Origin of the sequence: Aeromonas sp. ASNIH1, from assembly GCF_002934285.1 — a bacterium.
Taxonomy (GTDB): Bacteria; Pseudomonadota; Gammaproteobacteria; order Enterobacterales; family Aeromonadaceae; genus Aeromonas; species Aeromonas caviae.
On the sequence record NZ_CP026228.1, the window covers coordinates 91,627 to 117,137 of the forward strand.

The 25,511-nt window shown below is 61.9% G+C and carries 23 protein-coding genes, 2 tRNA genes and 1 other annotated feature; of the genes, 11 read left to right on the top strand and 14 right to left on the bottom strand.

Going from position 1 to position 25,511, the window contains the following annotated elements; translation table 11 throughout:
• Window positions 1-174 precede the first annotated feature (174 nt).
• The 5 genes from C2U37_RS00395 to C2U37_RS00420 form a co-directional block, all read right to left on the bottom strand.
• Window positions 175-597, bottom strand: a complete 423-nt coding sequence (locus C2U37_RS00395) for a YybH family protein (RefSeq protein ID WP_102948732.1) — start codon at window positions 595-597, stop codon at window positions 175-177.
• Between the two features lie 125 nt (window positions 598-722).
• Entirely contained in the window at window positions 723-1,997 is a 1,275-nt protein-coding gene (thrC, locus tag C2U37_RS00400; protein WP_104451709.1) for a threonine synthase, read from the bottom strand.
• Window positions 1,994-2,974, bottom strand: coding sequence for a homoserine kinase (gene thrB, locus C2U37_RS00405; RefSeq protein ID WP_010673589.1), 981 nt, complete (start codon window positions 2,972-2,974; stop codon window positions 1,994-1,996). The genes thrC and thrB overlap by 4 nt, the downstream gene beginning before the upstream one ends.
• Window positions 2,975-2,987: 13 nt before the next feature.
• Complete coding sequence (gene thrA, locus C2U37_RS00410; protein ID WP_104451710.1) at window positions 2,988-5,447, bottom strand: bifunctional aspartate kinase/homoserine dehydrogenase I; 2,460 nt, start codon at window positions 5,445-5,447, stop codon at window positions 2,988-2,990.
• Window positions 5,448-5,504: 57 nt separating this feature from the next.
• Window positions 5,505-5,638, bottom strand: a sequence feature (Thr leader region).
• 69 nt (window positions 5,639-5,707) lie between these two features.
• On the bottom strand, window positions 5,708-6,415 hold the full coding sequence (locus C2U37_RS00420; RefSeq protein WP_039039357.1) for a tRNA/rRNA methyltransferase: 708 nt from the start codon (window positions 6,413-6,415) through the stop codon (window positions 5,708-5,710).
• 195 nt (window positions 6,416-6,610) lie between these two features.
• Here C2U37_RS00420 and aceK point away from each other — a divergent pair, with 195 nt between their 5' ends.
• Window positions 6,611-8,338 (top strand): bifunctional isocitrate dehydrogenase kinase/phosphatase, encoded by a 1,728-nt coding sequence (gene aceK / locus C2U37_RS00425; RefSeq protein ID WP_010673586.1) that lies wholly within the window; start codon window positions 6,611-6,613, stop codon window positions 8,336-8,338.
• 101 nt (window positions 8,339-8,439) lie between these two features.
• Here aceK and C2U37_RS00430 read toward each other — a convergent pair whose 3' ends face one another.
• Complete coding sequence (locus tag C2U37_RS00430; RefSeq protein WP_039039356.1) at window positions 8,440-8,829, bottom strand: META domain-containing protein; 390 nt, start codon at window positions 8,827-8,829, stop codon at window positions 8,440-8,442.
• 166 nt (window positions 8,830-8,995) lie between these two features.
• Here C2U37_RS00430 and C2U37_RS00435 point away from each other — a divergent pair, with 166 nt between their 5' ends.
• Window positions 8,996-9,472, top strand: a complete 477-nt coding sequence (locus tag C2U37_RS00435; protein ID WP_102948736.1) for a hypothetical protein — start codon at window positions 8,996-8,998, stop codon at window positions 9,470-9,472.
• Between the two features lie 3 nt (window positions 9,473-9,475).
• On the opposite strand, the gene C2U37_RS00440 is transcribed toward C2U37_RS00435, so the two are convergent.
• On the bottom strand, window positions 9,476-9,955 hold the full coding sequence (locus C2U37_RS00440) for a putative 4-hydroxy-4-methyl-2-oxoglutarate aldolase (protein WP_102949235.1): 480 nt from the start codon (window positions 9,953-9,955) through the stop codon (window positions 9,476-9,478).
• Between the two features lie 107 nt (window positions 9,956-10,062).
• The gene (locus tag C2U37_RS00445; RefSeq protein WP_102948737.1) at window positions 10,063-10,461 is read right to left on the bottom strand and encodes a DUF3293 domain-containing protein; all 399 of its coding nucleotides are present in this window, start codon (window positions 10,459-10,461) and stop codon (window positions 10,063-10,065) included.
• A gap of 385 nt (window positions 10,462-10,846) precedes the next feature.
• On the opposite strand from C2U37_RS00445, the gene arcA reads away from it, so the two are divergent.
• Entirely contained in the window at window positions 10,847-11,566 is a 720-nt protein-coding gene (gene arcA / locus C2U37_RS00450) for a two-component system response regulator ArcA (RefSeq protein ID WP_010673581.1), read from the top strand.
• A 147-nt stretch (window positions 11,567-11,713) separates the two neighbouring features.
• On the opposite strand, the gene C2U37_RS00455 is transcribed toward arcA, so the two are convergent.
• Window positions 11,714-11,788: transfer RNA gene (locus C2U37_RS00455), tRNA-Gly, on the bottom strand.
• A 94-nt stretch (window positions 11,789-11,882) separates the two neighbouring features.
• Window positions 11,883-11,956 (bottom strand) — tRNA-Gly (locus tag C2U37_RS00460).
• A 201-nt stretch (window positions 11,957-12,157) separates the two neighbouring features.
• Here C2U37_RS00460 and cydD point away from each other — a divergent pair.
• From cydD to C2U37_RS00480, 4 genes are all read left to right on the top strand, one after another.
• Window positions 12,158-13,933, top strand: a complete 1,776-nt coding sequence (gene cydD / locus C2U37_RS00465) for a heme ABC transporter permease/ATP-binding protein CydD (RefSeq protein ID WP_104451711.1) — start codon at window positions 12,158-12,160, stop codon at window positions 13,931-13,933.
• A complete protein-coding gene (gene cydC, locus C2U37_RS00470) occupies window positions 13,926-15,671 on the top strand; it encodes a heme ABC transporter ATP-binding protein/permease CydC (protein ID WP_104451712.1) in 1,746 nt (581 codons plus the stop codon). The genes cydD and cydC overlap by 8 nt, the downstream gene beginning before the upstream one ends.
• A gap of 107 nt (window positions 15,672-15,778) precedes the next feature.
• Window positions 15,779-16,150 carry an Rcs stress response system protein RcsF gene (gene rcsF / locus C2U37_RS00475; protein WP_010673578.1) on the top strand — a complete coding sequence of 124 codons (372 nt, stop codon included), beginning with the start codon at window positions 15,779-15,781 and terminating at the stop codon, window positions 16,148-16,150.
• An 8-nt stretch (window positions 16,151-16,158) separates the two neighbouring features.
• Window positions 16,159-16,545: a DUF488 domain-containing protein gene (locus C2U37_RS00480; protein ID WP_039039351.1), complete on the top strand. Its 387-nt coding sequence runs from the start codon at window positions 16,159-16,161 to the stop codon at window positions 16,543-16,545.
• Window positions 16,546-16,616: 71 nt separating this feature from the next.
• On the opposite strand, the gene C2U37_RS00485 is transcribed toward C2U37_RS00480, so the two are convergent.
• The gene (locus C2U37_RS00485) at window positions 16,617-17,612 is read right to left on the bottom strand and encodes an NAD-dependent epimerase/dehydratase family protein (protein ID WP_104451713.1); all 996 of its coding nucleotides are present in this window, start codon (window positions 17,610-17,612) and stop codon (window positions 16,617-16,619) included.
• A gap of 316 nt (window positions 17,613-17,928) precedes the next feature.
• Here C2U37_RS00485 and tsaA point away from each other — a divergent pair, with 316 nt between their 5' ends.
• Entirely contained in the window at window positions 17,929-18,633 is a 705-nt protein-coding gene (gene tsaA / locus C2U37_RS00490) for a tRNA (N6-threonylcarbamoyladenosine(37)-N6)-methyltransferase TrmO (protein ID WP_104451714.1), read from the top strand.
• A gap of 71 nt (window positions 18,634-18,704) precedes the next feature.
• Here the strand turns inward: tsaA and C2U37_RS00495 are convergent, their stop codons facing one another.
• The 3 genes from C2U37_RS00495 to C2U37_RS00505 are packed head-to-tail and all read right to left on the bottom strand — an operon-like array spanning window position 18,705 to window position 21,888.
• On the bottom strand, window positions 18,705-19,826 hold the full coding sequence (locus C2U37_RS00495; protein WP_102948743.1) for a beta-ketoacyl-ACP synthase III: 1,122 nt from the start codon (window positions 19,824-19,826) through the stop codon (window positions 18,705-18,707).
• A 55-nt stretch (window positions 19,827-19,881) separates the two neighbouring features.
• Window positions 19,882-21,045, bottom strand: coding sequence for a vWA domain-containing protein (locus C2U37_RS00500; RefSeq protein WP_102948744.1), 1,164 nt, complete (start codon window positions 21,043-21,045; stop codon window positions 19,882-19,884).
• A complete protein-coding gene (locus C2U37_RS00505; protein ID WP_045523915.1) occupies window positions 21,046-21,888 on the bottom strand; it encodes an AAA family ATPase in 843 nt (280 codons plus the stop codon). It abuts the gene before it with no gap.
• A 163-nt stretch (window positions 21,889-22,051) separates the two neighbouring features.
• Between C2U37_RS00505 and cysK the strand changes: the two genes are divergently transcribed.
• The 3 genes from cysK (at window position 22,052) to ptsI (ending at window position 25,493) form a co-directional block, all read left to right on the top strand.
• Window positions 22,052-23,020, top strand: coding sequence for a cysteine synthase A (cysK, locus tag C2U37_RS00510; RefSeq protein ID WP_010673571.1), 969 nt, complete (start codon window positions 22,052-22,054; stop codon window positions 23,018-23,020).
• Between the two features lie 443 nt (window positions 23,021-23,463).
• Window positions 23,464-23,721 carry an HPr family phosphocarrier protein gene (locus tag C2U37_RS00515; protein ID WP_005303128.1) on the top strand — a complete coding sequence of 86 codons (258 nt, stop codon included), beginning with the start codon at window positions 23,464-23,466 and terminating at the stop codon, window positions 23,719-23,721.
• A 44-nt stretch (window positions 23,722-23,765) separates the two neighbouring features.
• The gene (ptsI, locus tag C2U37_RS00520) at window positions 23,766-25,493 is read left to right on the top strand and encodes a phosphoenolpyruvate-protein phosphotransferase PtsI (RefSeq protein WP_102948745.1); all 1,728 of its coding nucleotides are present in this window, start codon (window positions 23,766-23,768) and stop codon (window positions 25,491-25,493) included.
• Window positions 25,494-25,511: the final 18 nt, after the last annotated feature.

Sequence of the window (25,511 nt, forward strand, 5' to 3'; positions counted from 1 at the left end):
GGCAGAGCGGTGCCCTGCGTGCGGCTCGGGTTCCCCGACCTGGATGGCTTGGCTCTTGCTACTCGATCTGGCTACTCAATCTGACTAACCGGTCTGGCTGCACGGCCTTGATGGTGAGCCTTGATTACGCACGCTATACACGCACTCTGGCTACGTCGAGCCAGTGTGACTGCGCTAGTCAGTTGCAGGCCGAATGCCGGGCTGCTGCGCCCCCAGCAGCGTGGTGCCGTAGGAGTTGTCCACCGTGCAGCGCCACTGCCCGCCGGGCTCTTTGCGAAACACATAGGTAGCGCGCCGGGTCTCGTCGATCCACCCCTCGCCGCCCGGGTAGCGCAGCCGGGTCTCCATGATCACCAGGGCATTGTCGGCCCCCTCGATCACCTCCATGGCCCCCTGGGTCACCTCAAGCTGACCGTCAAAGTAATCGGAGATGGCCGTGAAGGCGCGGCGGATGGCGGGAATGCCGCGCACCACCATGCCGGGTTTGACCACCAGGGCGGCGTCTTCGGCGTAGAAGGCCATCAGGGCGTCGAAGTCGCGCCGGGAGATGGCGGCGTCACAGGTCTCGATCAGGGTGCGAAGGGGATGCGGGCTCATGCCGTGCTCCTTGTTTCAGGGGTATAGGGCGGGTTCCCCCACCCTATACCGGACATCAATACCGGACATAAAAAAATCCCCCGCTCTCGTGAAAAAGCGGGGGATCGTCAGCGTCTCATGACGGCTTAACCGAGCAGGAAGGCCTTGAGGCGGCCAAAGTCAGCGGGCAGATCGTGAGACAGGAGCGGCAGCGCGGCGTGCTTGGCGAGCGGACCCGGCAGCGGCACATCCAGATTCAGGATCTCGTCCACCGACTCCTTGAACTTGGCCGGATGGGCGGTGCAGAGGAACACACCGACCTCGTCTTGCCCAAGCTGCTCGTTCAGCAGATCCCAGGCAATCGCCCCGTGGGGCTCGCACAGGTAATCCAGCTGATGCAGGCGCTGCAACGCATCCCGGGTCTGGGCATCGTCGCGCATCCCTGAGCCCAGGGTTTCCAGCGCCCAGCCCTTGCGACGGCACAGCTCTTCCACCCGCGGCCAGTTGTTGGGGCGGCTCACGTCCATGGCGTTCGACAGGGTCGCGACTGTCTGGTGCGGCTCCCACTGGCCGGTTTTCAGGTAACGCGGCACGGTGTCGTTGGCGTTGGTGGCGGCGATAAAGCGCTTCACCGGCAGCCCCAGCGCCTTGGCGATGAGACCCGCGGTGAGGTTGCCGAAGTTGCCGGACGGCACGCTGATGACCGCCTTGGCGCGTTCGGCTTTCGGCAACTGGGCCACGGCTTCGAAGTAGTAGCAAACCTGGGCCAGCAGGCGGCTGATGTTGATGGAGTTGGCGGAGTTGAGGCCGATGGCGGTCTTGAGCCCTTCATCGTCGAAGGCATCTTTGACCAGCGCCTGGCAGGCATCGAAGTCACCGTCGATGGCGAGGGTGCGGATGTTGCCGCCTAAGGTGCAGAAGAGTGCCTCCTGCAAGGGGCTTATCTTGCCCTTGGGGTAGAGGATCACCACTTCAATCCCCTCCAGGCCGTAGAAGGCGTGGGCCACGGCGGCGCCGGTGTCGCCGGAGGTGGCGGTGAGAATGGTGATCTTGTCATTGGTTCTGAACGCAGCCAGACACTGGGCCATGAAGCGGCCGCCGAAATCCTTGAACGCCAGGGTCGGGCCGTGGAACAGCTCCAGGGCATAGGTGCCATCTTTGAGCTTCACCAGGGGCGCCGGGAAGGTGAAAGCGGCGTCGATAAGCTCGCTCACCTTGGCAGCCGGTACTTCGTCACCCAGCAGGTGGCTCAGGATGCGGGCCGAGCGCTCGGCCAGCAGCAGATCCAGCAGGGCATCCACATCGGCCAGCGGCTCCAGGGTCTCTGGGAAGAACAGCCCCTGCTCGCGGCCCAGACCCTGACGCACCGCCTGGGCGAAGCTCACCTGTTCACTCTTGTCCTTGATGTTGTAAAGATTCATAGCTCGCTTCCTGTTACCCGTGCCCCGGCCATGTCCAGTTTGCAGACCCGGGCAAATCCATCTTCATTGCGCACGAAGTGCGCTTCCATCCACTCTTTCATGCGTTCAGCCTGGGCCAGATCCTTCATCACCACGAACACGGTGGGACCGGACCCCGAGATGCCGGTGGCGAGCGCCCCGTTCTGGGCCCCCTGGGCCCGCACCTCGTTGAAGCCTTCAATCAGGGCCGCGCGATAAGGCTCGGCGATCACGTCTTTCAGGACGCTGGCGGCCAGCCCTTCCTGGCGGCTGTAGCTGGCATGCACGAAGGCGGCCAGCCGGCGGCCATAGGTGAGGCAGTCCTGGCGGCGATACTGGGCCGGCAGGATGGCGCGGGCGGCGGCGGTGGAGACCACGGTGCCCGGGTAGCAGACCACCCAGTACCACTCGTCAAACACCGGGATGCCCTGGCTGATGACGCCCCCCTCCTCCAGCACCAGCTGCATGCCGCCCAGATAACAGGGCGCCACGTTGTCGTAATGGACGGAGCCGGAGATCTTCCCTTCCATCTCCCCCATCAACAGCAGCAGGTCGTGTTCATTCAGGGGCGCGCCGTGGAAGGCGTTGAGCCCTTCCAGCGCCGCCACCACGCTGCAGGCACTCGATCCCAGGCCCGAGCCCACCGGCAGGTTCTTCTCCAGCACCATTTCCAGCGGCTTGAGACCCAGGCCGCGCTTCTCAAGCGCCTCGCCATAGGCGACCCAGCAGTCATGGAGGATGTTCTTTTTCGGATCGTCCGGCAACTTGTGGGCATAACGGCCCACGGAAGAGAGAGCGAAAGGCACCTCTGCCGATTTGACCTGGACGCGGTCCCCCAGCAGGGAGCCATCCACGGGGGCGAGCGCCGCCCCCAGGACGTCAAAGCCCACGCTCAGGTTGGCGCTGGAGGCCGGGGCATAGGCCACCACGCTGCCGCCGATTTCTACATTCGGGTTCATCTCTGAACTCATGTTACAGCTCCTGCTTCCAGTTCTGGGTGCGCAGCACGTCGGCGAAGACACCGGCGGCGGTCACTTCGGTCCCTGCGCCATAGCCGCGCAGTACCAGGGGGATGGGCTGGTAGTAGGTGGAGAAGAAGGCGAGCGCGTTCTCCCCGTCTTTTACCTTGAACAGGGGCTCGTCGCCACCCACCGCCTTGATGGCCACCTTGCACTTGCCACCCTCGATGGAGCCGACATAACGCAGCACCTTGCCTTCACGCTGGGCCGCCGCGAACTGGTCGCGGAACCAGCCGTCGGCCTCGGGCAGGCGGGCCATGAAGGCTTCCACGTCGCCGCTCACATCAAAGCCCGGCGGCAATGCCTGCTCCACCTCCACATCGGAGAGCTCCAACGCCATGCCGGCCTCGCGGGCCAGGATCAGGAGCTTGCGAGCCACGTCCATGCCGTTCAGGTCATCGCGGGGATCCGGCTCGGTGAAGCCGTTGCCGCGGGCGATCTGGGTAGCCTCGGAGAAGGCCATCCCCTCGTCCAGCTTGCCGAAGATGAAGGAGAGCGACCCGGACAGGATGCCGTCGAAGGCGCGCAGCTTGTCGCCGGCCTTGATGAGGTTTTGCAGGTTCTCGATGACCGGCAGGCCCGCGCCCACGTTGGTCTCGTACAGGAACTTGCGACGGGTCTGGCGGGCGGTGCGACGCAGCGCCTTGTAGTAATCCAGCGACCCGGTGTTGGCCTTCTTGTTCGGGGTGACCACGTGGAAGCCGGCCCCGAGGAAGTCGGCGTACTGGACGGCCACGGCTTCACTCGAGGTGCAATCCACGATCACCGGGTTGATGAGGTGGCTCTCTTCCACCAGCTTCTTCACCGCCTCCAGGCTGAAACTGCCTTGTGCTTCCACCAACTGTTCACGCCAGTTGGCGAGGGCCAGGCCATCCTTGTTGACCGCCATCTGACGGCTGTTGGCGATGCCGACCACCCGCAGGCCGGTGCCCTGCTCGGCCAGTACCGGCTGCTGACGGGCAATCTGATCCACCAGGGCCGCACCGACGCCGCCCACCCCGACCACGAAGAGATCGATGAACTGCTGACTGCCAAAGAAGTTCTGGTGGCACGCCTTGATGGCTTCCGCCACCTTGCCGGAGCGCACGACCGCGGAGATGGAGCGCTCGCTCGACCCTTGCGCGATGGCGACGATGTTGATGGAGGCCTGGGCCAGGGAGGTGAAGAAGCGCGCCGCCATCCCCTTGGAGGTGCGCATGCCGTCACCGATGAGGGAGATGATGGCCAGATCGGTCATGATCTCGAGCGGGTCCAGCAACTGGTTCTTGAACTCCAGCTCGAACTCGCGCTCCAGCACCTTGCGGGTCTTGTCGCTGTCGTAGCTGTGGATACAGAAGCTGACGCTGTACTCGGAGGACGACTGGGTGATCAGCACGATGCTGACCCCGGCGCGGGAGACGGCGGAGAAGATGCGACCGGCCATGCCCACCATGCCCTTCATGCCGGGACCGGAGACGTTGAACATGCACATGCCGGAGAGATCCGAGATGGCCTTCACCTTCAGATCGTCATCCCCCTGATCGACCCCGATGAGGGTACCCGGACCCTGGGGGTTGAAGCTGTTCTTGATGAGGCAGGGAATGTGGAACTGGGCCACGGGGGCGATGGTCTTCGGGTGCAACACCTTGGCACCGAAGTAGGAGAGCTCCATCGCCTCTTTATAGGAGAGGGTTTTGAGCAGGTAGGCATCCGGTACCAGGCGCGGGTCGCAGTTGTAGCAGCCCTCCACGTCGGTCCAGATCTCGCAGCACTCGGCATCGACGCAGGCGGCCAAGACGGCGGCGGAATAGTCGGAGCCGTTGCGGCCCAGCAGCACGGTCTCGCCCTTGTCGCTGCCACCGGTGAAGCCCGGCATCAGGTAGAGACAATCAGAGCGCAGGCCCTTGGCGGCGAAGCGCACCCGGGAGGCTTCGATATCCACATGGGCTTCGAGGTAGCCGCCATCGGTGACCAGCAACTGCTCGGGCACGATGAGATCCAGCTCGATGCCGCGCACCCGCAAGAGCTCGTGCATGAAGGCGATGGAGAGGTTCTCGCCACGGCTCAGGATGCGGGCCTGGACGTTGTCCGGGCACAGCCCCAGCAAACGGATACCCTGCATCAGCCGCTCGACCTGATCCAGCTCGGCGGTGAGACGGGCCTGCAGCGCCTTGTCATCCAGCGCGGGATAGGCGGCCTTCAAGCCGGCCAGCAGGCGGGAGAAGATGCCGTTGATCTCGAACAGGGTACTGCTTGCATCCATGCCGCGACTGGTCTGTTCCACCAGGGCGACCAGGTGATTGGTCACCTTGGCCGGTGCCGACAGCACCAGGGCCACCTGGGATTGGCCGTGGGTATTCACCGCGATATCGGCAACCCGCAAGAAACGCTCTGCGTCGGCCAGTGACGACCCGCCAAATTTCAACACTCTCATCGCTATCTCCCTGTATTCCCTGCAAATTGATCTGCTAATTGGTCTAAAAACAATCCAACAAAAAAGGCCCGTACTGGGTGGGTACGGGCCTTTTTCTGATTTCTGTGCTTGTTCGTCAGCGCATCAACCGGCCCCAGTGCCACCTGTGGTGGTACCGGTAATAATGGTGGTGGTGATGATGTTGGTGAATAGCTGCATGACGAACACTCTTGAACGAATCTGGTTGTTAGCAATACCGCGCCCGGCGAGGGGCTGTCAACCTAAACCTCCTTGCCAAACTTGCGGGCAAGGTCTTTGCAGAGCAGATGGAGCATATTGAGATCCCGCTGCGGCAGCATGGGCACTCGGTCCATCACCCATTGATGCAGTTTTTCATCCTGCGAAACTCCGAGTTCACCAAGCAATTCTGCTGTTTTTGATTTCAGCACGCGAACCTGCCCGGCACTCTCGAAATTTTCTGCTACGTCCTGCTCGTCGCTCACTTTCTGGTCATCGAGCAGCGGACTCAGCTCATAGGCATACAGCATGATCGCCTGCCCCAGGTTCAGGGACGGGTATGAGACCTTGAGAGGCAGGTAGCTGATGAGATCCACCTGGGCGAGCTGTTCGTTGGAGAGTCCGGACTCCTCGCAGCCAAACACGATGGCCACCTTCTCGAGGGAGGGCTTGGCCCGGATCTGGTCGCGAATGTCCGCCGGGGTGAGGTAGTGCTGGTAGCGGCCGCGCTGCCGGGCGGTGGTGGCGACCACCAGATCCATGTCCGCCAGGGCCTCTTCCAGGGTGTCGAAGGCTTGCGCATCCGTCAGGATCTCCTGCGCCCCGTGGGCAACCCAGCTCGCCTCCTCCTCTTCGTGCACCCGGCTCCCCACCAGTCGCATGGCATCGAAGCCCATGGTCTTCATGGCGCGGGCAGCAGCCCCCACGTTGGCGGCACGGGCGGGCGACACCAGCACAAAATAGAGTTTCATCGGGTTCTCTCCAGGATGGGGCCGACGCCGCGAACTGCAGCAAACCGCCGGCAAAACAGGGGCGCAATCTACCGTTTATCCCGAAATATTGCCACTTGAACAGATGTTTGGATGTTGCCATAGTGGCCTTGGACGCGAGTCCGCCGCCTCAGGGCACTGACGCCATGGGCCCGACAGATCACAAGGAAGAGAGAGATGCAGCAGCCATTGGAGCAGGCGGTCGCCGAGACGATCCTGCAACGTTTTGAGTCGTTTTACAGCCGCTTTCTCGAGATAACCCAGGGCAGCAAGAGCCGTTTCGAGAACAGCGACTGGCTGGGGGTGCAGCTCGCCGGTCGAGAGCGCATCCGCCTCTATGATCACCATGTCGGCGCCACCACGGCGCAGATCAAACAGATGATGGGGGAGCAGCTGCCGACCCAGGCCCTGCTCAAGCAGGTGAAAGGCGCCTTCAGCGATCTCCTGCCCCGCTGCGAGAACTTCGAGGTGGCGGAGTCCTTCTTCAATTCCGTCTATCGCCGCATCTTCCGCCATCGCAACATCCGCGACGAGAACCTTTATATCCACCCCTTCGTGAGCCGGGGTGACAAGCCTGACCTGGGATCCTTGCTGCGTATCTATCGCACCGATCTCTCCCACCTGCCCCAGACCCTGAGCCAGCTGCTCGGGGATTACAGCTTCACCCTCCCTTTCGAAGACAAGCAGCGGGACATCATGGACATCCACCGCCATCTGGCAGAGAGCGGCCCGGCCATCCTGCACGAGGAGCCCTTCGCCATCGAGCTGCTCAGGGAAGTGTTCTATCGCAACAAGGGAGCCTATCTGGTGGGGCTCATCCGGGTGAAGGGCGAAGTCTATCCCTTCATCCTGCCCTTGCTCAGCACCGGTCAGAGCATCTATGTGGACACCGTCATCTTCGAGCCGGAGCTGGCTTCCATCGTGTTCGGCTTCGCCCGCGCCTACTTCATGGTCTATGCCCCGGTGCCGGCGCTCTTTGTGGCCTTCCTTCGCCAGATCATGCCCCGCAAGCCGGACTATGAAATCTACAACGCCATCGGCTGCCAGAAACACGGCAAGACCGAGCTCTATCGCCACTACCAGCAGCACCTGGCCCAGAGCCGGGAGCAGTTCGTCATCGCGCCCGGCATCAAGGGGATGGTGATGAGCGTGTTCACCCTCCCCTCCTACGATGTGGTGTTCAAGGTGATAAAAGACGAGTTCACCCCGCCCAAGGAGGTGAGCCACGAGCAGGTGAAGGAGAAATACCGCCTGGTAAAACAGCACGATAGAGTGGGCCGCATGGCAGATACCCAGGAGTTCACCAACTTCGAGTTTCCCCTCGATCGCATCTCGCCGGAGCTGTTGACCGAGCTCAAGGCGGTGGCACCCTCTGCGCTTACCCTCACCGCCGACAAGCTGGTGATCAAACACCTCTACACCGAGCGCAAGATGATCCCCCTGAACCTCTATCTGGATCAGGCGGACGAACAGCAGACCCGCCTCGCCCTGGAGGAGTACGGCAACGCCATCCGCCAGCTCGCGGCGGCCAACATCTTCCCCGGCGACATGCTGTTCAAGAACTTCGGGGTGACTCGCCACGGCAGGGTGGTCTTCTATGACTACGACGAGATCTGCTACATGACGGAGTGCAACTTCCGCCAGATCCCGCCGCCGCGCTACCCGGAGGACGAGTGGAGCGCCGAACCCTGGTATTCGGTGGCACCCAACGACATCTTCCCGGAGGAGTTCGCCACCTTCCTGCTGCAAAAACCCCAGGTGCGGGAGATCATGATGCAGTTGCACAAGGAGCTCTTCGACGCCAACTACTGGAAGATGCTGCAGAGCAACATCAAGGAGGGGATGTTCGAGGATGTCTATCCCTACCGGCGCAAGAAGCGGTTTCGCTTCCAGCGAGGGGGATGACCCGACATCAGGCACAAAAAGGGACGCCATTGCGTCCCTTTTCACATTCTTCTGCACACTGGCGCAGGGTTGCCTGCGACAGCCTTTGACGAGATTCCGGCTTATTTCACGGCGTCAAAGGTCAGCAAGGTGGCCTTGTCGGCATCCTTGAGTACCAGCTGTTTGCCGCTGATCTGGAAGCTCGCCACCTTCTCCAGGGTCTGCAGGTAGTTCATCTCCTTGCCGGCCAGATCCCCCGCACACATCATGCGCGTCGAACCCATGGCGCCCAGCGTCAACACGCCGTCACCCTGCTCTGTGATGCCGCCAAAGTAGCGGTTGCAGCCGCCCTTGCCCGCCACCTTGTCACCGGCGACCTGCAGGGTGAAGGTATCACCGCTCGCCCCTTGCAGTTGCCAGGTCGATGCCTGCAATTGTGCCAGCGTGGAACCCGTAGTCATGGCGCAGCCTCCCAGGGCCAGAGCGGCCAGCAGGATCAGTTTGTTGTTCATCAGTTCACCTCGTGATGGAGCGTGTCGTAACGACACGGAGTGAGGGGCCTGTGTACCATGGCTGCGGCGTCAATCAAAACTCTTTTATTGTGATCGGGGTTCCCTTTACTCCCCGCTGGCATGTGCCATGCTTGTAGTCCTGTTCGGACCCAGGGAGGGGAAACGAATGGTCAAGTCTCTCGTCATCGCAATGGCATCCAGCCTCGTCTTTTCGGCTCAGGCCGCCGACTGGAGTTTTCTCCAAACCGAATCGGACAACCCGCTCTACGTCAAAAGCTATTCAGGCGTACTGCTCGGCAACCAGAGCCATCTTGGCGACAACTTCGACCTCTGGCTCATCAATGCCGGCTACCAATACCCGCTTCAGGATGACATCAGCCTCTACATGGAGGCCGGCCCCGCCATCGGCCCCCAAAGTGGGCAGGCCGGGTTCAATATCAGCTCTGGGGTGCGCTATCGCCTCTCCCCGTCACTCAACATCGGCAGCCAGCTCAAGCAGCTGGAGGTGAGCAAGGCCAGCACTCTGGTTGAGCTCAACAGCAGCCTGCTGGTGACACCCTCCCTGGCCATCACAGCCAATTACGGACTCAGTGCCTTCAGCACGGAACACTTTCTCACTCTGGGCGTGGGCTTCAACTTCTGAGGTTCAGAGGAGCCTGGCGCCGCTCACCAGCACACCGTTGAGGTCGGCGTAGACATAGTCGCCGGGCGCTATGGTCACACCGGCAAAAGAGACCACGGCATCCAGCGTGCCCAGGCCCCGTTTCTCTGTCTTGACCGGGCAGGGGGCCAGGGCCTTGACCCCCAGCGCCAGGGTCGCCAGTGTCCCCACATCCCGCACGGCCCCGTTGATGAGGATCCCCTCCCACCCCTGCTCCACCGCCTTGATGGCCAGCTGATCCCCGAGCAGCGCCCGACGCAGGGAGCCGCCCCCGTCGATCACCATCACCTTGCCATGGCCGGGACGATTGACCAGATCACGCACCAGGCTGTTGTCTTCAAAGCAGGAGAGGGTCACGGCCTCGCCGTAAAACAGCGCCTTGCCGCCATAGTCCTGAAACAGGGGGTCAGCGATCCTAAGGGCGTCGCCATGTTCATCGCAAAGGTCGGGCAGCAGGTCCAGCATGATCATCATCCTTCCATGGAGTGAAATGTGTCCGCTCATTCTTTCATCATGTCGGGGCGCTGACAATCCACCGGCCGGGTGCCCTGTGCGGATGGCGGGGGGCCATGTCAGCCCGAAGGCCTGAGCCGCCAGCGGGACGCAAGCGCCCCCAGATGACAGGGCGGCCCTTCCAGCAACACGGGCACCAGCCAGAGCTCTCCTTCACGCACCCAATAGAGAGCATTCTGGCCAAAGCGGGCGGCCAGCCGGATCGCCTCTGGCAGCGAAAGCGGCAACAACAGCGACGCCTCCTGCCAGCGCTCATCCTCATCGCTCCCCCAGACCTCTCCCATGACGGGACAGTCGCCCACTTGCCGGACAAGGGCTCGCTGGCGACGGGCATTGCGGCGCAGCCCCACCCACCGGCTGGCCGGGTTCCAGGCCGTGACAATGGCATAGGCTGGGCAGCTGGGAGGCGCAAAGGGGGCGATGAAGCACACTTTTCTGTAGTTTTCCCACAAAGTCATGTCAACCACATGTTACATCCCATTACATTTATTAAGGGCGAAAAAGCGGGTCAGCCCAAGTATGATGCAGCGAACTCGGGGATTGACTTATATCAAAGCTGAGTTAAAAAGTTGCTATCTGACGGCAAAGAGTGTTGTTATGCGCCTGTTAACTGATAAAATGCAGCAACTTTTGTAATGGACTACCTCTCCGGGCTTCTCTTGTTCAGACTTGTTGAGAGCCCATGTACGGCACAGGGATGCTTGCCGACATAGTTACCAAATTCGCGATGATTCGACCTGATATTCATACCCAGGATGACGTAATAAATTTTCAGGACCGGTCGGATAACGCCAAAGAGTGTTAAAATTTCGATAATTAACTGATAAGAATCTGGGAATACTCATGCAAACACCACATATTCTGATCGTCGAAGACGAGCTGGTCACCCGCAACACCCTCAAGAGCATCTTCGAAGCCGAAGGCTACATCGTGCTCGAAGCCAACAACGGTGACGAGATGCACCAGGCCCTGACCAGCCACACCATCAACCTGGTGATCATGGACATCAACCTACCGGGCAAGAACGGCCTGCTGCTGGCGCGCGAGTTGCGTGAAGATGACAACATCGCCCTGATGTTCCTGACCGGTCGCGACAACGAAGTGGACAAGATCCTGGGGCTGGAGATTGGCGCAGATGACTACATCACCAAGCCGTTCAACCCCCGTGAACTGACCATCCGTGCCCGCAACCTGCTGAGCCGCACCATGAACGTGGCCGCCGGTGGCGAAGAGAAGAAGCTGGTGGAACGTTATCTGTTCAATGGCTGGGCCCTAGACATCAACAGCCGCGCCCTGGTCAGCCCGGCAGGGGACATGTTCAAGCTGCCCCGCTCCGAGTTCCGCGCCATGCTGCATTTCTGCGAGAACCCCGGCCAGATCCAGACCCGTGCCGAGCTGCTCAAGAAGATGACGGGCCGCGAACTCAAGCCCCACGACCGCACCGTGGACGTGACCATCCGCCGTATTCGCAAGCACTTCGAGAGCGTGGGCGACACCCCGGAGATCATCGCCACCATCCATGGCGAAGGCTATCGCTTCTGCGGCGAGCTGGAGCAGGAGTAATCCTTCCCACTCCCGAGTTGAAAAGGCGCCCTGTGGCGCCTTTTCCATGTCTGCGCCTTTCAGCTTGGCCGCTCTGGCACTCTCGCCGGCATCAAAAAACAGACAACAAAAAGCCCACTCGCAGGAGTGGGCTTTTTGTGTGAAGACTGGAGCGGGCAGCGGGAATCGAACCCGCATCATCAGCTTGGAAGGCTGAGGTAATAGCCATTATACGATGCCCGCTAGGCATCAAAACGTACTTGGTGTGATGGGGAATCCCCACTACAGACAGCCATCTGGCTGATATGGACAACGGCGCGTGCCGCTATCTGGAATGTGGAGCGGGTGATGGGAATCGAACCCACGTATGCAGCTTGGGAAGCTACCGTTCTACCATTGAACTACACCCGCGTCAGTGGCCTCTACTATATGCATTTTGCCGCCGAGCGCAATCACCGACCTCGCATTTTTTGCCATAAATCAAGCTGTTCGGCCAACTAATGAGCATGAAGCCGATTTTTCACACAATGATGTTCCTCCGCCCGGTTCTGCAAGGTTGCCAAGCCGTGGGGGCGACGATAGTCTTGCGCCACTCGTTTGAGGAGGGTGGTAATGGACAAGAACAGACAGAAACATCTCTATGGCTGGTTGCGCAAACAATCGGGCCATGGTCGGCGCTGGATCGGCATCTCCATCGCCTTCGGGCTGGGTCAGGGCGTCCTGATGGTGATGCAGGCCTGGTTGCTGGCGAGCCTGCTTCACGGTTTCATCATCGAAGGCTCCACGCCGGAGCACTCCGCCCCCCTCTTCATCAGTCTGTTGCTGGTGACCCTGACCAAGGCGGCCCTGGCCTATGGCCGCGAGGTGGCGAGTTTCAAGGCGGGCAGTGCGGTGCGCCAGGCCATCCGCGAGCTGGTACTCACCCGCCTCGCCAGGCTCGGCCCTGCATATATCCAGCGTCGCCCCGCCGGTAGCTGGGCCAGCCTGCTGCTCGAGCAGATCGAAGAGATGCAGGACTTCTTCTCCCGTTATCTGCCCCAGATGGCCATCGCCGTCTTTATTCCCCTGGTGATCCTGGTCTCCGTGTTCCCGGTCAACTGGGCGGCGGGCCTCATTCTGCTCGGTACCGCCCCCCTCATTCCTCTCTTCATGATCCTGGTGGGGGTGGGCGCCGCCGATGCCAACCGCCGCAACTTCCAGTCGCTGGCGCGCCTCTCAGGCCACTTCCTCGATCGCCTCAAGGGGCTGCGCACCCTGCAGCTTTTCATGCGCACCCGGGCGGAAGGGGAGGCCATCCGCGATGCATCGGAAGATTTTCGCGAGCGCACCATGGAGGTGCTGCGCCTCGCCTTCCTGAGCACGGCCGTGCTGGAGTTCTTCGCCGCCATCGCGGTGGCCCTAGTGGCCGTCTACTTCGGTTTCTCCTACATCGATCACCTCAACTTTGGCAGCTATGGCGTCAAGGTCACCCTCTTTACCGGCCTGTTCGTGCTCTTCCTCGCCCCCGAGTTCTACGCGCCGCTGCGGGAACTCGGTGCCCACTATCACGCCAAGGCACAGGCCATTGGCGCCGCCGAACAACTGCTGGAATTTCTCGAGGCCGACGTGAGCGAACCCGCCTCCGGGACGCTCCCCTTCCATGCGGATGGCCCCGTCAAGGTAGAAGCCCGCAGCCTGGAAGTGCTGAGCGCCGAGGGCAAGGTGCTGGTCGGTCCCCTCGATTTCACGCTGGAAGCCGGCACGCGCACCGCCCTGGTCGGCATCAGCGGCGCGGGCAAGAGCTCCCTGGTCAATGCCCTGCTCGGTTTTGCCCCCTATCGCGGTTCCCTGTGCGTCAACGGAGTGGAACTTCGTACCCTGGACATCAGCCAGTGGCGCCAGCAGCTAGGCTGGCTCTCCCAGAATCCCCAACTCTTCCACAGCTCCCTGCGGGACAACCTGCTTCTGGCCAGACCATCCGCCAGCGACGCCGAGCTGGAATCCGCGCTCAAGCGCGCCCAGGCTTGGGAGTTCGTCAATGAGAAAGGGCTGGACTATCGGGTCGGGGATCAGGCGGGCGGCCTCTCCGTCGGCCAGGCCCAGCGCATCGCCCTTGCCCGTACCCTGCTCAAGACGACCCAGATGATGGTGCTGGATGAACCCACTGCCAGCCTGGATCGCCATTCTGAGCGAGCTGTCATGAGCGCCCTCGAACAGGCCGCACAAGGTCAGACCCTGCTGATGATCACCCACCGCCTCGATCAGCTCAGCCAGATGGACAACATCCTGGTGCTGGCGCACGGCAAGCTGGTGGAGCAGGGACGTTTTGCCGCACTCGGCGAGGCCCAGGGCCCCTTCGCCCGCCTCCTGTCGCAATCCCAAGGTTTCGGAGACTCTCTCGATGACTGATCTATTGCCGTTCCTGCGCCTTTATCGCCAGCACTGGCTCAGCCTCTCCATCGGCCTGCTGCTGGCCCTGGTCACCCTGGTGGCCGGCATGGGCCTGCTCTCCCTCTCCGGCTGGTTCCTCTCCGCCGCCGCCGTCGCCGGGCTGGCGGTCGCCACCCGAGACACCTTCAACTACATGACCCCTGCGGGGGGCGTGCGTTTCTTCTCCATCGTGCGCACCGCCAGTCGCTGGGGCGAGCGGGTCGTGAGCCACGACGCCACCTTCCGGGTGCTGACCCGGCTGCGGGTCTGGTTCTGGCAAAAGCTCTCCCCTCTCTCCCCCGGCTCCCTTGCCGGTTTTCGCCAGGCTGACCTGCTCAACCGTCTGGTGGCCGACATCGACGCCATGGATCACGTCTATCTGCGCCTCATCACCCCCATTGGGGCGGCACTGCTGAGCTGCGCCGGGCTGGTATTCTTCCTCTCCTTCTTCGATGGTCGCCTGGCGCTGACGCTGGGAGCCATTCTGCTCTTTGGCATGCTGGCTTTGCCCCTGGTCTTCTATTTTGCCGGGCGCGCGCCGGGCCGCCAGCTCATCGCCGAGAAGTCCAACCTGCGTACCCGCATGGTGGACTATCTGGATGGCCAGGCCGAACTGCAGATGTTCGCCGCCGCTCCCGAGGCGCTCACCGGATTGCAGCAGGCGGAGCAGGCCCTGATCCGGGCCCAGGCCCGCATGGCCCGCGTCAGCGGCCTGGCCGCCTTCTCGGTGCAGTTGCTGAGCGGCTGGACTCTGACCCTGATGCTCTGGCTGGCCGGTCACGGCGTCGGTGGCAGTGCCCCTGACCCCATCACGGCACTCATGGTGTTCGCTACCCTGGCGAGCTTCGAGGCGCTGCTGCCGCTGGCCGGTGCCTTCCAGCACCTCTCCACCAGCCTCACCTCCGCCCGCCGTCTCAACGAGATCCTGCAAGAGGCCAAGGCGCCGGAGTGGGGAGCACAGCAAGCCCCCGCTGCCCGGGGTGCCGTGCAGATAAGCGATCTGCATTTCACCTATCCAGGCCAGGATGCTCCCGTGCTGCAAGGGTGCACCCTGCAACTGCATGCCGGGGAGAAGCTGGCGCTGCTGGGGCAGACCGGCTGTGGCAAGTCCACCCTGATGGGGTTGCTGACCCGGGAGTGGACGGCCCTATCGGGGAAGATCCTGCTCGATGGCAAGCCCCTCACCGATTACAGCGAAGAGGCGCTGCGCGCCTCCTGCTCCGTGGTGAGCCAGCGGGTCCACCTGTTTGCCGATACCCTGCGTGGCAACCTCACCCTGGCCGCCCCCGGAGCCAGCGACGAACGGCTCATCGAGGTGCTCACCCAGGTGGGGCTCGGAACTCTGCTCCACGATGAGGGTGAGCAGGCCGAACAGGGACTGGATGCCTGGCTCGGGGATGGCGGGCGTCCGCTCTCCGGCGGGGAGCGCCGCCGCATCGGCATCGCCCGCGCCCTGCTCCACGATGCACCGCTCTGGCTGCTGGACGAGCCCACCGAAGGGCTCGATACCCAGACCGAACGGGAGATCATGGATCTGCTGCTGACCCTGGGGGCGGATCGCACCCTGCTGCTCATCTCCCACCGCCTGCTGGGGCTGGAACGGATGGACAGGGTAGCCCTGATGGAAGAGGGTCGCATCCGTCTGTGTGCCCCCCACCAGGAGCTGCTGGAAGATGATCACTACCGCAGCCTGCACCGGCGACTGGCCCCCGCCTGATCCGGGGTCGTCTCGCTACAATCCATTGATATGGCTAAAAATGGGGCTGGTCGCCATCGGCGACTGCCCCCTATAATGGCCCACTCGCCACCCAACAAGATGCCGATATGAAACGCCTGATCCTGATGATGCCCCTGATTGCCTCCGGTTGCGCCGACTTCGCCTTCAACAGCAATCTGGACAAGGAAAACTTCGACGAGTACTTCAAGCCGGGGAGCGTGCGGATCTACGAGCAGAGCGAGCTCGCCGACCTCAACTACCTCTACCTCGGCACCGTCGAGGGGGAATCCTGCCAGAGCGATGCCAACCAGGCGGTGCCCAATGCCGGTGAAGCCCGCACCCTGGCCCGCCGCCGCGTGGCGGACATGGGGGGCAACGGCGTCAGCTTCGACAAGTGCGCCGAGTTCAGCGACGTGCCCGGCTGCCTGAAGCAGGTGATCTGCTACGGTCAGGCGCTGAAAGTGGCCGAAGAGAAGTAAGTCCTGCCATGGCGATCGCCATCGTGCGACTCGGCAGCCCCCGCCTCGAGGATGAGGGGCTTCGCATCGGCACCGTGCGTCGCCCCCCTCGCGGCGTGCCCAAAGCGGCGTTCGCCAGCCAGGATTGGTACGACGTCTGGTTCCCCAATCTGGCCCCCAGCGCCGAGACCATGAAACTCGGTCAGACTGCCGACACCCCGGCCCGGTGGACCGCCTTCTGCAAGCAGTACAAGGCCGAGATGGCCGCCCCGGCCGCGAAGCACGATCTGGCCCTGCTGGCCGCCCTCTCCCACACCACCCATTTCTCGGTGGGATGCTACTGCGAACAGGAGTCCCGCTGTCATCGCAGTGTGCTGAGGACCCTGCTGGCCGACGCGGGTGCATTGCTGCGCTGAGCGCCCGTCATGGATGAACACCCCACATGAGAAGAGGGCACCCCGGGGTGCCCTCTTCTTTATGATGTCGGCTAGTACGCATTCGATGACAAGGAAACCTCCACTCGTCGTCGCAAGGCCTGTTCCTCGTCATGGGTCATGCCCGGCAGCGGCCCCCGGGGGTTGCTGGCAAGCCATACCACCAGATCGTCAACCGTCTCCTCCAGGGGGCGAAAGTTCAGCCCATGGACGATGGCGGCCTCGGCGCTGATGGTGCCATACCCAGCATACTCGGGCAGCTCGTTTGGCAGCAGCGTGGGATAGCTTTGCCAGGGCGCCACCCCTGCCGCCATCAGGTCACGCCAGGGAGCCCACTCGAGCTGCAAGGGGGTCGCTGGCGTCAGCCGGGCAGCAAGACGCTCCACCCAGTCGTTCAGTGCGATGCCGGGCTTGATCAGGTTGAAGCACCCAGCGAGTCGCTGCTCGGCAGCCCGCAGCACGAACTCGGCGCAGTCGCGCACATCCAGGTATTGCAGCCTGTCCTCCCCCAGCCCCGGCAAGAGCCAGGGCCCGCCCCGCTGCACCCGCCTCACCCACCAGGCAAGACGAGCGGTCGGGTCAAAGGGGCCGCAGAGCACGCCGGGGCGCAGGGTGCACAGGCGATCTCCCCAGCGGGCGCGATACACCGACTCGCACAGCACCTTGAGGGGGCCGTAGTCGGTGGGCGCTCCTGCCATCTCGTGCAAGGGGGCCGACTCATCCATGCCGGGTTGGGAAAAATCGCGATAGACACTGATGGTGGAGATGAAGATGAGCCGATCACAGCGCCCCAGCAGAGCGTCAGAGAGTCCTTCGGCCTGTTCGGGGCGATAGCAGCAGGTGTCGATGACCAGATCCCAGTGCCGCCCCTCGCCCCGCAAGGGGGCCAGGTCCCCGTCTCTGTCCCCGTGAAGCTGGGTCAGCTCCCGCCAATCCGGGTGCTGGCGGTGGCCGCGGTTGAACAGCGTCACCTCGTGCCCCCAATCCAGGGCCAGCGTGGTCAGGTGGCGACCCAGAAAGCCGGTGCCGCCGATAATCAACAATTTCATCCCTGTCTCTCCTCTATGGCGCCCTCTCCTTGCAGCCCCTCCACGGGCAGCCGAAACGGCCATGGCCTGGCATGGTGAGCACACGTCCCAGGCACGCCCTGATGCCGCCAGGCATATCGTCATGGTGCGGGCAGCAGGCTCCTTGCCCGCTCCCCCGCCACCCCTTTTGCCGCCCCACCCTACGCAAGTTGGCACCAGGACACAGCCCCCGGGCACCGGGTCTGGGATCGGGATCACAGGGGCTGCGTCCTGGTGCTCCCCCTGCGTTTTCGGCGTGCCTGTGCTACATTGCCCGGGTTTTCAGCCAGGATCCGCCATGAAGTTCGATATCGATACCCTAGGGATCATCCGCTCTCCCTACAAGGAGAAGTTCGCCATACCCCGCCAGCCCGGTCTGGTCAGCGCGGCTCGCGCCCGCCTCGAACTGCTTCCTCCCTACGATCAGCCCGATGTGCTGCGCGGCATCGAGCAATTCTCCCATCTCTGGATCAGCTTCGTGTTTCACCAGACCATGGATCAGGGCTGGCACCCGACGGTGCGCCCGCCGCGACTCGGCGGCAACGAGCGGGTCGGGGTCTTTGCCACCCGCTCCACCTTCCGCCCCAACCCCCTTGGCCTCTCCGTGGTCGAGCTGCACGGGGTGGGACGTGAGCGCGGCAAACTCTGGCTCGAGCTGGGCGCCGTGGACTTGCTCGACGGCACCCCCGTCGTCGACATCAAGCCCTATGTCCCCTATGCCGACAGCCTGCCCCACGCCCGTGGCGGTTTCGCCCCCGATGCCCCCACCCCGCCGCTGGCGGTGAGCTTCAGCGCCCAGGCCGAGCAGCAGCTCACCCCCTGGCTCAAGGCCCACCCGGAGCTGCGTGAACTGGTGAGGGAGGTGCTGGCTCAGGATCCCCGCCCTGCTTACAAGAAGGGCAAGCCGGATGACAAGGTGTACGGTGTCAGATTGTTCGATGTGAACGTGCGATTTCAGATAAAAGAACCGCAATGTCAGGTACTGGCCATCGAACCCGCTTGAAAAAAGCCTCTCGGGCAGCATGAAAAAAGCCACCCTCTCGGGTGGCTTTTTTTATGGGCAAAACAGGGTGCTCAGCGCCGCTGCAGCAGCAGGCTGCCGATGGAGTAACCGGCCCCAAAGGAGCAGAGCACCCCGCGAGCCCCGCTCGGCAGATCCTGGTTGAAGAGGTGGAAGGCGATGATGGAACCCGCCGAGCTGGTGTTGCCGTAGCGGTCGAGGATGACAGGTGCCTCCTGCTGGCTGGCGTCATGGCCCAGCAACTTGCGACCGATGAACTGGTTCATGGTGAGGTTGGCCTGATGAAGCCAGAGCCGGCTCAAGCCATCGGCCGCCCATCCCTGCTCCGCCAGCTGGGAGGCTATCTGATCGCACACCAGGGGCAGCACCTCCTTGAACACCTTGCGCCCCTGCTGGCGAAACAGCTTGTCATCGCCGTAGCGGGTGCGCGGGCTGAGCCGGTTCAGGAAGCCGAAGTTGTTGCGGATGTTGTTGGAGTACTGGGTCACCAGCTTGCTGGCCACCAGTTGCCAGGGGTTGGCCACCTGGCAATCGGCCTCCCGCTCCAGCAGCACGGCGGTACAGGCGTCGCCGAAGATGAAGTGACTGTCCCGATCGCGGAAGTTGAGGTGACCAGAGCAGATCTCCGGATTGACCACCAGCGCCAGCCGGGCGGTGCCTGCCGCCAGCATGTCTGCGGCGGTCTTGATCCCGAAGGTGGCGGAAGAGCAGGCCACGTTCATGTCGAATGCCAGGCCGCTGGCGCCGAGATAGTTCTGCAATTCAATGGCCAGCGCCGGGTAGGGGCGCGGCATGTTGGAGGCGGCGACGATGACAAGATCGATCTCCCCCGGTTCACGACCGGCGGCGATCAGCGCCTGCTCGGCGGCCGCCACCGCCATCTCCACCATGATGGAGGGCTGATCGTCCGGGCGCTCCGCCATGAGCGGTTGCATGATGTCGGGATCCAGCACCCCCTCGCTGCTCACCAGATAGCGGCTCTTGATGCCGGAGGCCTTCTCGATGAACTCGCAGCTCGAGTGCTGCTTGGCAGGCAGCTGCCCTGCATCGATGGCGGAGGCGTTCTCCTCGTTGTAGAGATCCACGTACTGGTTGAAGGCCTCCACCAGCGCTTCATTGCTGACGGCAAAGGGAGGGGTATAGAGGCCTGAGCCACTGATTACGATAGAGGTCATCTTTGCTCCTGGCCGGGTGCAATCCCGGCTTGTCTGTTTTTTAGGGTTCAGAGGGTCACAGCTGGTCGATGGCCGCAGCCAGACCCGCCAGGGTCAGCGGGTGCATCCGCCCGCCGATCAATTCGTTCATCAACTTGATGGAGGGGTGCCACAGCCACTCCTGCCTTGGCAGCGGATTGACCCACACCATCTTGGGGAAATGTTGTTGCAGGCGCCCGAGCCACACCTGGCCGGGCTCCTCGTTCCAGTACTCTACGCTGCCACCTGGCCAGGTGATTTCATAGGGGCCCATCTTCGCATCCCCCACCACCATCACCCTGTAGTCGCTGCCGTAGGTGCGCAGCAGCCGCAAGGTATCGAACCGATCATCATGGCGCCTGGCATTGTCCTGCCAGACGAAGTCGTAGAGGCAGTTGTGAAAATAGAAGAACACCAGGTGCTTGAACTCGTGGCGCAGGGCCGAAAAGAGGCGCTGCACCTCGGCCACGTGGGCATCCATGGAGCCCCCTACGTCGAAGAAGACCAGCAGTTTGACCCCGTTGTGGCGCTCGGGCCGCAGCTTCACATCGAGCCAGCCTTGCCTGGCCGAGCTTTGGATGGTGTCGTCGAGATCCAACTCGTCGGGATTGCCCCGGCGCACCCAGCGCCTGAGCTTGCGCAGGGCGAGCTGGATGGCGCGCTGCCCCAGGGGCGAGTCGTCACTGAAGTTGCGAAAGTGACGCGCCTCCCACACCTTGGTCGCCCGCCCGTGCTGGCCCTCTCCCCCCATGCGGATCCCTTCCGGGTGATAGCCACCGTGACCGAACGGGCTGCTGCCCCCGGTGCCGACCCACTTGTTGCCGCCCGCGTGGCGCGCTTTCTGCTCGCTTAACCGCTGATTGAGGGTCTCTAGCAGTTTGTCCAGCCCGCCAAGGGATTGGAGCAACGCCTTCTCCTCCGGGCTTAACAGTCGCTCGAACTCCTTGCGCAGCCAGTCGTCAGGCAGGCTCTCCGGCAACAGGGGGATGGCGGCCAACCCTTCGTAATACTCGGCGAAGGCGCGATCGAAGCGATCGTAGTGCGCCTCATCCTTCACCAGCAGGCAGCGGGATAGCTGGTAGAACTCATCCATGTCGAGGCTGGCCAGTCTGGCTGCCAGCGCCCCGTGCAGGTCGAGCAACTCCCGCAGGCTGCAAGGAAGCTTGTGGCGGCGCAGGTGAAGGAAGAAGTCGATGAGCATTCAGCCGCCGCGGCGCGCCAGGAAGGCGAGCTTCTCGAAGAGGTGCAAGTCCTGCTCCGTCTTGAGCAGGGCACCGTAGAGTGCGGGCACCAGCTTGCCGGGCTCACGGGTGCGCAGGGCTTCGGGGGCGATATCGTCCGCCAACAGCAGCCGGATCCAGTCCAGCAGCTCGGAGGTGGACGGCTTCTTGCGCAGCCCCTCTACCGCACGCAACTCAAAGAAAAGCGTCATCGCCTCGTCCAGCAGCCGCTCCTTGAGGTCGGGGTAATGGAGCTTGACAATGGCCTGCATCTCGGCCTTGTCGGGAAAGCGGATGTAGTGGAAGAAACAGCGGCGCAGGAAGGCGTCCGGCAGCTCTTTTTCGTTGTTGGAGGTGATGATGACCACGGGGCGCTGGCGCGCCTTCACGCGCTCACCGGTCTCGTAGACATCGAACTCCATCCGATCCAGCTCCAGCAGCAGATCGTTGGGAAACTCGATGTCCGCCTTGTCGATTTCATCGATGAGCAGCACTGGCCGCTGCTCTGCGCTGAAGGCCTGCCACAGCTTGCCCCGGCGGATGTAGTGGCCTATCTCCCCGACCCTGGGATCACCGAGCTGGGAGTCTCGCAGCCGGGCGACGGCATCGTATTCGTAGAGCCCCTGCTGGGCCTTGGTGGTGGACTTGATGTGCCAGCTGATGAGCTCGGCACCCAGGGATTCGGCTACCGCCTCCGCCAGCACTGTCTTGCCCGTACCGGGCTCACCCTTGATGAGCAGCGGCTTCTCCAGCACGATGGCGGCATCGACGGCCATCTTCAGTGCCTGTGATGCGAGATAGCGATCGCTTCCTGCAAATCCCATGAGATCCCTTCCATTGGATGCCCAGGCAGCGGGAGCCCCCTCGGCAAGAGAGAATAAGTTCTATATGTTGTAATAACATATTGTTATAACGATTCGTCACTTCTCATTCAGAAACCACAGGGTAATCTTGTTTCATCGCCTTAACAAACACAGGGATAGCACCATGAGCAAAATTTTTGAGGACAACAGCCAGACCATAGGCAACACCCCGCTTGTTCGTCTCAACCGTGTTACCAAGGGCCGCGTGCTGGCCAAGATCGAGAGCCGCAACCCGAGCTTCAGCGTCAAGTGCCGGATCGGTGCCAACCTCATCTGGGATGCCGAGAAACGCGGCGTGCTGACCAAGGGCAAGGAGATCATCGAGCCCACCAGCGGCAACACGGGCATTGCCCTGGCATTCGTGGCTGCGGCCCGCGGCTATCCCATCACCCTGACCATGCCAGCCACCATGAGCCTGGAGCGCCGCAAACTGCTCAAGGCCCTGGGTGCCAACCTGGTGCTGACCGAAGGCCCCCTCGGCATGAAGGGCGCCATTGCCAAGGCCAACGAGATCCTCGAATCCGAGCCGGGCAAGTACGTGCTGCTGCAACAGTTTGAAAACCCGGCCAACCCGGAAATCCACGAGCAGACCACTGGTCCCGAGATCTGGGACGCCACCGATGGCGAAGTGGATGTGTTCGTGGCGGGCGTCGGCACCGGCGGCACCATCACCGGGGTCTCCCGCTACATCAAGAAGACCAAGGGCAAGGCCATCGTCTCCGTGGCGGTCGAGCCCAGCGAATCCCCCGTCATCAGCCAGAAACTGGCGGGTGAAGAGATAAAGCCCGGTCCCCACAAGATCCAGGGCATCGGCGCCGGCTTCATCCCGGGCAACCTGGATTTGAGCCTGCTGGACCGCGTCGAGCAGGTGAGCAGTGACGAAGCCATCGAGATGGCCCGCCGCCTGATGGAAGAGGAAGGGATCCTGGCCGGTATCAGCTCCGGCGCTGCCGTGGTCGCAGCCAACCGTCTGGCCGAGCAGCCGGAGTTCGAAGGGAAAACGATTGTTGTCATCCTGCCGAGCGCCGCCGAGCGTTACCTCTCCAGCGCCCTCTTCGCCGGTGTTTTCAGCGAGCAGGAATTGCAGCAGTAGTTGATCAGCCAACACCAAAACGACGGCGCTCCTCGGAGCGCCGTTTTCATTATGCGCTAAACTCTCTAGCCACCAGTGCCACTCGGCCCCTTATTTTTTGGGGTAAAATAACAAACTTGGATATGACAAAAAAAGCAGACATTCTGTGATAAATCTCATATCCTGTGCGGCGTCACGAGGTGTTTGCTGGCAAGGTATCACAAGGTAACAAAGTGTTATTTTTCGTTATAAAATAATTTCAGGCCAGGCCTGACGCGGCTTGCAGCCTGATAGCGAAAAAATACCTGGCCACGACGCCGAATACTGCACAGAAAATTGACCTGGATTAAACCATTGCAGGTCTGATTTCGTTACTTTACAACATATCCATACTGACACGGTGAGACAGGAAGCCTCATTGGCGACCATCTCTCCAAACAATATCAATAATATGGGGTGAAACCATGTACGAGAAGTCTGTTGTTATTACTGCTGAAAACGGCCTGCACACCCGTCCTGCAGCTCAGTTCGTGAAAGAAGCCAAAGAATTCCAAAGCGAGATCACTGTGGTCTCCGGTGGCAAATCCGCCAGCGCCAAGAGCCTGTTCAAGCTCCAGACCCTGGGTCTGACCAAAGGCACCAACGTGACCATCCAGGCTGACGGCCCGGACGCTCAGAAAGCCGTTGAGAAGCTGGTTGCCCTGATGGACGAGCTGGAGTAATCCAGCTTTATTCCTCCCCCACAGTCGTTTTAATAGGAAGGATTATGATATCTGGCATTCTTGCGTCCCCCGGTATCGCATTCGGCAAGGCGCTTCTTCTGAAAGAAGATGAAATCGTTATCAATCAGGGCAAGATTCCCGCCGAACAGATTGATGCCGAGATCAACCGCTTCCTCGAAGCCCGCACCAAGTCAGCCGCACAGCTGGAAGCCATCAAAGAGATGGCCGGTCGCACCTTCGGTGAAGAAAAAGAGGCCATCTTCGAAGGCCACATCATGCTGCTCGAAGATGAAGAGCTGGAAGGGGATATCAGATCCTTCATCAAAGAACACAAGGCCTCTGCCGACAGAGCCGTTCACGAGGTGATCGAACAGTACGCCAAGATGATGGCCGATCTGGATGACCCCTATCTGCGTGAGCGCGCCACCGACTTCCGTGACATCGGCACCCGTCTGGTCAAGAACGTACTGGGCATCGCCGTTGTCAACCTGAGCACCATCGACGAAGAGGTCATCCTGGTCGCCAAAGACCTGACCCCGTCTGAAACCGCTCAGATCAATCTGAAATACGTGCTGGGCTTCGTCACCGACATCGGTGGCCGTACCTCCCACACCTCCATCATGGCCCGCTCCCTGGAGCTGCCGGCCGTTGTGGGCACCAACGACATCACCGAGCGCGTCAAGAACGGTGACATGCTGGTGCTGGATGCGATCAACAACCAGGTCATCATCAATCCGACCGCAGAACAGCTGGCCGAGGCCAAGAAGTTCCAGGCCCAGTTCCAGGCCGAGAAGGATGAGCTGGCCAAGCTCAAAGACCTGCCTGCCATCACCCTGGACGGCCATCAGGTCGAAGTGTGCGCCAACATCGGGACCGTCAAGGATACCGAGGGTGCCATCCGCAACGGCGCCGAGGGCGTGGGTCTGTACCGTACCGAGTTCCTCTTCATGGACCGTGACGCGCTGCCGACCGAAGACGAGCAGTTCAAGGCCTACAAAGAAGTGGCAGAGGCCATGCCGGACCAGCCGATCATCGTCCGCACCATGGACATCGGCGGCGACAAAGAACTGCCCTACATGAATTTCCCGAAGGAGATGAACCCCTTCCTGGGCTGGCGTGCCGTGCGGATCTTCTTCGATCGTGCCGACATCATGCACGCCCAGCTGCGGGCCATCCTGCGCGCCTCCGCCTTTGGCAAGCTGCGCATCATGTTCCCGATGATCATCTCCGTCGAAGAGTTCCGCAGCCTGAAGGCTACCGTGGAGACGCTGAAAGCCGAACTGCGTGCCGAAGGCAAAGCCTTTGATGAATCCATCGAAGTGGGTATCATGATCGAGACCCCGGCCGCGGCCGTGATGGCTCATCATCTGGCCAAGGAAGTGGATTTCTTCAGTATCGGTACCAACGACCTGACCCAGTACACCCTGGCTGTCGACCGTGGTAACGAGATGATTTCCGCCATGTACAACCCGCTGTCACCCTCCGTCCTGACCCTGATCAAGATGGTGATCGACGCTTCCCATGACAATGGCAAGTGGACCGGTATGTGCGGTGAACTGGCTGGTGACGAACGCGCCACCCTGCTGCTGCTGGGTATGGGTCTGGATGAGTTCTCCATGAGCGCCATCTCTGTACCGCGTATCAAGAAGCTTATCCGCAACACCAACTTCGAAGATGTGAAGGCCATGGCCGACCAGGCGCTGAGCTTTGCCACCGCCGCCGAAATCGAAGCGTGCGTAGATAACTTTATTAAGCAGAAGGCAGTCTGCTAAGATCGGCTGCAAACAGCG

What these genes read in the sequence shown, in the direction of transcription:
- C2U37_RS00480 (WP_039039351.1), top strand. Translation starts at nt 16,159, where the DNA reads ATGGCGATCGCCATCGTGCGACTCGGCAGCCCCCGCCTCGAGGATGAG.
- C2U37_RS00420 (WP_039039357.1), bottom strand. Translation starts at nt 6,415, where the DNA reads ATGAAACTCTATTTTGTGCTGGTGTCGCCCGCCCGTGCCGCCAACGTG.
- C2U37_RS00430 (WP_039039356.1), bottom strand. Translation starts at nt 8,829, where the DNA reads ATGAACAACAAACTGATCCTGCTGGCCGCTCTGGCCCTGGGAGGCTGC.
- thrC (WP_104451709.1), bottom strand. Translation starts at nt 1,997, where the DNA reads ATGAATCTTTACAACATCAAGGACAAGAGTGAACAGGTGAGCTTCGCC.
- C2U37_RS00485 (WP_104451713.1), bottom strand. Translation starts at nt 17,612, where the DNA reads ATGAAATTGTTGATTATCGGCGGCACCGGCTTTCTGGGTCGCCACCTG.
- ptsI (WP_102948745.1), top strand. Translation starts at nt 23,766, where the DNA reads ATGATATCTGGCATTCTTGCGTCCCCCGGTATCGCATTCGGCAAGGCG.
- thrB (WP_010673589.1), bottom strand. Translation starts at nt 2,974, where the DNA reads ATGAACCCGAATGTAGAAATCGGCGGCAGCGTGGTGGCCTATGCCCCG.
- C2U37_RS00395 (WP_102948732.1), bottom strand. Translation starts at nt 597, where the DNA reads ATGAGCCCGCATCCCCTTCGCACCCTGATCGAGACCTGTGACGCCGCC.
- C2U37_RS00445 (WP_102948737.1), bottom strand. Translation starts at nt 10,461, where the DNA reads ATGACTTTGTGGGAAAACTACAGAAAAGTGTGCTTCATCGCCCCCTTT.
- C2U37_RS00495 (WP_102948743.1), bottom strand. Translation starts at nt 19,826, where the DNA reads ATGACCTCTATCGTAATCAGTGGCTCAGGCCTCTATACCCCTCCCTTT.
- cydC (WP_104451712.1), top strand. Translation starts at nt 13,926, where the DNA reads ATGACTGATCTATTGCCGTTCCTGCGCCTTTATCGCCAGCACTGGCTC.
- C2U37_RS00515 (WP_005303128.1), top strand. Translation starts at nt 23,464, where the DNA reads ATGTACGAGAAGTCTGTTGTTATTACTGCTGAAAACGGCCTGCACACC.
- aceK (WP_010673586.1), top strand. Translation starts at nt 6,611, where the DNA reads ATGCAGCAGCCATTGGAGCAGGCGGTCGCCGAGACGATCCTGCAACGT.
- C2U37_RS00435 (WP_102948736.1), top strand. Translation starts at nt 8,996, where the DNA reads ATGGTCAAGTCTCTCGTCATCGCAATGGCATCCAGCCTCGTCTTTTCG.
- tsaA (WP_104451714.1), top strand. Translation starts at nt 17,929, where the DNA reads ATGAAGTTCGATATCGATACCCTAGGGATCATCCGCTCTCCCTACAAG.
- C2U37_RS00500 (WP_102948744.1), bottom strand. Translation starts at nt 21,045, where the DNA reads ATGCTCATCGACTTCTTCCTTCACCTGCGCCGCCACAAGCTTCCTTGC.
- cydD (WP_104451711.1), top strand. Translation starts at nt 12,158, where the DNA reads ATGGACAAGAACAGACAGAAACATCTCTATGGCTGGTTGCGCAAACAA.
- cysK (WP_010673571.1), top strand. Translation starts at nt 22,052, where the DNA reads ATGAGCAAAATTTTTGAGGACAACAGCCAGACCATAGGCAACACCCCG.
- arcA (WP_010673581.1), top strand. Translation starts at nt 10,847, where the DNA reads ATGCAAACACCACATATTCTGATCGTCGAAGACGAGCTGGTCACCCGC.
- C2U37_RS00440 (WP_102949235.1), bottom strand. Translation starts at nt 9,955, where the DNA reads ATGCTGGACCTGCTGCCCGACCTTTGCGATGAACATGGCGACGCCCTT.
- rcsF (WP_010673578.1), top strand. Translation starts at nt 15,779, where the DNA reads ATGAAACGCCTGATCCTGATGATGCCCCTGATTGCCTCCGGTTGCGCC.
- C2U37_RS00505 (WP_045523915.1), bottom strand. Translation starts at nt 21,888, where the DNA reads ATGGGATTTGCAGGAAGCGATCGCTATCTCGCATCACAGGCACTGAAG.
- thrA (WP_104451710.1), bottom strand. Translation starts at nt 5,447, where the DNA reads ATGAGAGTGTTGAAATTTGGCGGGTCGTCACTGGCCGACGCAGAGCGT.